General features: G+C 68.3%; 5 protein-coding genes. All 5 read left to right on the top strand.

Annotated elements, in window-relative coordinates; genetic code table 11:
- Window positions 1-148: 148 nt before the first annotated feature.
- Window positions 149-460 carry an integration host factor, actinobacterial type gene (gene mihF, locus AC2VOP_RS11320; protein ID WP_486961053.1) on the top strand — a complete coding sequence of 104 codons (312 nt, stop codon included), beginning with the start codon at window positions 149-151 and terminating at the stop codon, window positions 458-460.
- A 9-nt stretch (window positions 461-469) separates the two neighbouring features.
- Window positions 470-1048 (top strand): guanylate kinase, encoded by a 579-nt coding sequence (gene gmk / locus AC2VOP_RS11315; RefSeq protein ID WP_486961052.1) that lies wholly within the window; start codon window positions 470-472, stop codon window positions 1046-1048.
- A gap of 31 nt (window positions 1049-1079) precedes the next feature.
- Window positions 1080-1400, top strand: a complete 321-nt coding sequence (gene rpoZ, locus AC2VOP_RS11310; protein WP_486961051.1) for a DNA-directed RNA polymerase subunit omega — start codon at window positions 1080-1082, stop codon at window positions 1398-1400.
- 14 nt (window positions 1401-1414) lie between these two features.
- Window positions 1415-2656: a bifunctional phosphopantothenoylcysteine decarboxylase/phosphopantothenate--cysteine ligase CoaBC gene (gene coaBC / locus AC2VOP_RS11305; RefSeq protein WP_486961050.1), complete on the top strand. Its 1242-nt coding sequence runs from the start codon at window positions 1415-1417 to the stop codon at window positions 2654-2656.
- A gap of 79 nt (window positions 2657-2735) precedes the next feature.
- On the top strand, window positions 2736-3768 hold a 1033-nt coding region (gene metK / locus AC2VOP_RS11300; protein WP_486961049.1), incomplete at its 3' end, for a methionine adenosyltransferase.

The raw sequence follows: 3768 nt of genomic DNA, 5'->3' as shown, positions 1-3768 counted from the left end.
GACCGTATGCTGGGCCTTTGTGGCAAGAACCCGGGGGTGGGGTTAGATTTCGTCAGACGGCGTGGGTACGGTCGTCGTCGCTGGCTGGAGCACCCGGCCGAGACAACCAAACATCGACGTGTGTCGATGATGACGAGACGGAGGAATCGTGGCTCTTCCCCAGTTGACCGACGAGCAGCGTGCGGCCGCGTTGGAGAAGGCGGCTGCCGCCCGCCGAATCCGGGCCGAGCTCAAGGACCGGCTCAAGCGCGGCGGCACCAACCTCAAGCAGGTCCTCAAGGACGCCGAAACCAACGAGATCTTGGGCAAGATGAAGGTATCTGCGCTGTTGGAGGCGTTGCCGAAGGTGGGCAAGGTCAAGGCGCAAGAGATCATGACCGAACTCGAGATCGCGCCCACCCGCCGGCTTCGGGGCCTGGGCGAGCGTCAGCGCAAGGCACTGCTGGAGAAGTTCTCCTAGCCTGGCGGCATGCAGGCCGAACGGCCGGAAGGGCGGGTAGTCGTCCTGTCCGGCCCGTCTGCGGTCGGCAAGTCGACGGTGGTCCGGTGCCTGCGCGAACGGATGCCCGACCTCCATTTCAGCGTGTCGGCGACCACTCGGGCGCCGCGACCCGGGGAGGTGGCCGGTGTGGACTACCACTTCGTGACGCCGGAGGAGTTTCAGCGGCTGATCGACGCGGGCGAACTGCTGGAGTGGGCCGATATCCACGGCGGCCTGCACCGATCGGGCACCTTGGCCGCGCCGGTGCGCGACGCCACCCGATCCGGGCACCCCGTTCTTATCGAGGTGGACCTAGCCGGAGCCCGGGCCGTCAAGGCGGAAATGCCGGAGGCCACCACGGTGTTCCTGGCCCCGCCGGACTGGCAGGCACTGCAGGCCAGGCTCCGGCAACGGGGCACCGAGTCGCCCGAGGCGATGCGCCGACGGCTGGCCACCGCCCGTGCCGAACTGGCAGCTCAGGATGAGTTCGACGTGGTCGTGGTCAACGACCGGTTGGAGACCGTCTGCGCGGAATTGGTATCCTTGCTGACACGATCCCAGTCCTAGCCCAGCCCGTACCGCCAGGAGAAAATCTCACGTGAGCGCCCCGCCAGCCGACGCGTCCTTGGCCGTCGTCCCCGATTCGCACGACCCGGCCTCCTACGGTGGCTACGACACACCGCTGGGCATCACCAACCCGCCCATCGACGAGTTGCTGGAGCGCGCGTCAAGCAAGTACGCGCTGGTGATGATCGCGGCGAAGCGGGCCCGGCAGATCAACGACTACTACAACCAGCTCGGTGAGGGCATCCTCGAATACGTCGGCCCGCTGGTCGAGCCCGGGTTACAGGAAAAGCCGCTGTCGATCGCGATGCGCGAGATCTACGCGGACCTGCTGGAACACACCGAAGGCGAGTAGCAGGAGCCGCGCCGGTGGACCCCAAGCGCATCGTCGTCGGCGTTTCGGGAGGCATTGCCGCCTACAAGGCGTGCACCGTAGTCCGCCAGCTGGTTGAGGCCGGCCATCAGGTCCGGGTCATCCCCACCCAATCCGCGTTGCGGTTCGTCGGCGCGGCCACCTTCGAGGCACTGTCCGGACAGCCGGTGCACACCGGAGTTTTTGATGACGTTCCAGCCGTGCCGCACGTTCAGATCGGCCAGCAGGCCGATCTGGTGGTGGTGGCGCCTGCCACCGCCGACCTGCTGGCCCGCGCGGTCGCCGGGCGCGCCGACGACCTGCTGACCGCGACATTGCTCACCGCACGCTGTCCGGTGTTGTTCGCCCCGGCAATGCACACCGAGATGTGGCTGCATCCGGCCACGGTGGCCAACGTGGCTACGCTGCGGCAGCGCGGAGTGGTGGTGCTCGAACCGGCGTGCGGGCGGTTGACCGGAACCGACAGCGGCGCCGGCCGGTTACCCGAGGCCGAGGAGATCAACACCTTCGCGGCGCTGCTGCTGGAGCGGCCCGACGCGCTGCCCTACGACCTGGCCGGCCGCCGAGTGCTGGTGACCGCCGGCGGCACCCGTGAGCCGATCGATCCGGTGCGTTTCATCGGTAACCGCAGCTCGGGCAGACAGGGCTACGCCCTGGCGCGGGTGGCCGCCCAGCGCGGCGCCGACGTCACGCTGATTGCCGGGCACACCGCCGGTCTGGTCGACCCGGCCGGAGTCGACGTGGTGAAGGTCAGCTCGGCCCAGCAGCTGCGCGACGCGGTGTCCAAACACGCACCCGACGCGCATGTGCTGGTGATGGCGGCTGCCGTCGCAGACTTCCGGCCGGCCCGGGCGGCGCCGGCCAAGATCAAGAAGGGCACCGACCGGCCGCCGACGATCGAGCTGTTGCGTAACGACGACGTGCTGGCCGCTACGGTACGGGCGCGCGCCGACGGTCTGCTGCCCAGGATGGCCGCGATCGTCGGGTTCGCTGCCGAGACCGGCGACGAGCACGGCGACGTGCTGTTCCACGCCCGCGCGAAGCTGCGCCGCAAGGGCTGCGACCTGTTGGTGGTCAACGCCGTCGGCGACGGCAGGGCGTTCGAGGTGGACAGCAACGACGGGTGGTTGCTGGCCTCCGACGGCACCGAATCCACCCTGGAGCACGGCTCCAAGACGCTGATGGCCAGCCGTATCGTGGACGCCGTCGTCGCCTTTCTGCACGGTCACGGTGGGTAGCTAGTCGCCCCGGGATACGATTTGTCGGGCTAACTTTCGACGTGCGGGAAGGATGATCGAGGATGGCAAGGATGACACTGTGAGCGAAAAGGGTCGGCTGTTCACCAGTGAGTCGGTGACCGAGGGACACCCCGACAAGATCTGTGACGCGATCAGCGACTCCGTGCTCGACGCGCTGCTGGCTGACGACCCCCGCTCCCGGGTTGCGGTGGAAACCCTGGTCACCACCGGGCAGGTGCATGTCGTCGGGGAGGCGACCACCAGCGCCAAAGAGGCGTTCGCCGACATCACCAATACGGTGCGCAACCGTATCCTAGCGATCGGCTACGACTCCTCGGCGAAGGGCTTCGACGGCGCGTCGTGTGGGGTCAACATCGCCATCGGCGCGCAATCGCCCGACATCGCCCAGGGCGTCGATACTGCCCACGAGGCCCGGGTCGAGGGCGCAGCGGACCCGCTGGACGGTCAGGGCGCCGGCGACCAGGGCCTGATGTTCGGCTATGCGATCTCCGACACCCCGGAACTGATGCCGCTGCCGATCGCGCTGGCCCACCGGCTAGCCCGCCGGCTCACCGAGGTGCGCAAGGGCGGTGTGCTGCCCTACCTGCGCCCCGACGGCAAGACCCAGGTCACCATCGGCTACGAGGGCAACACCGCGGTGCGGCTGGACACCGTTGTCATCTCCACCCAGCACGCCGCCGACATCGACCTGGAGAACACGCTGACTCCCGACATCCGGGAAAAGGTGCTCAACACTGTGCTCGACGACCTGGGCCACAAGACGCTGGACACCTCCGAGGTGCGGCTGCTGGTCAATCCGACCGGCAAGTTCGTGCTGGGCGGGCCGATGGGCGACGCCGGGCTGACCGGGCGCAAGATCATCGTCGACACCTACGGTGGCTGGGCTCGCCACGGCGGCGGCGCGTTCTCCGGCAAGGACCCGTCCAAGGTGGACCGTTCGGCGGCGTACGCCATGCGCTGGGTGGCGAAAAACATCGTCGCCGCCGGCTTGGCGGAACGGGTCGAGGTCCAGGTCGCCTACGCCATCGGCAAAGCCGCCCCGGTCGGCTTGTTCGTCGAGACCTTCGGCACCGAGACCGTCGACCCGATCA

Source organism: Mycobacterium sp. TH-M106 (assembly GCF_057473765.1).
This window is presented reverse-complemented; position numbering and strand designations above follow the sequence as displayed.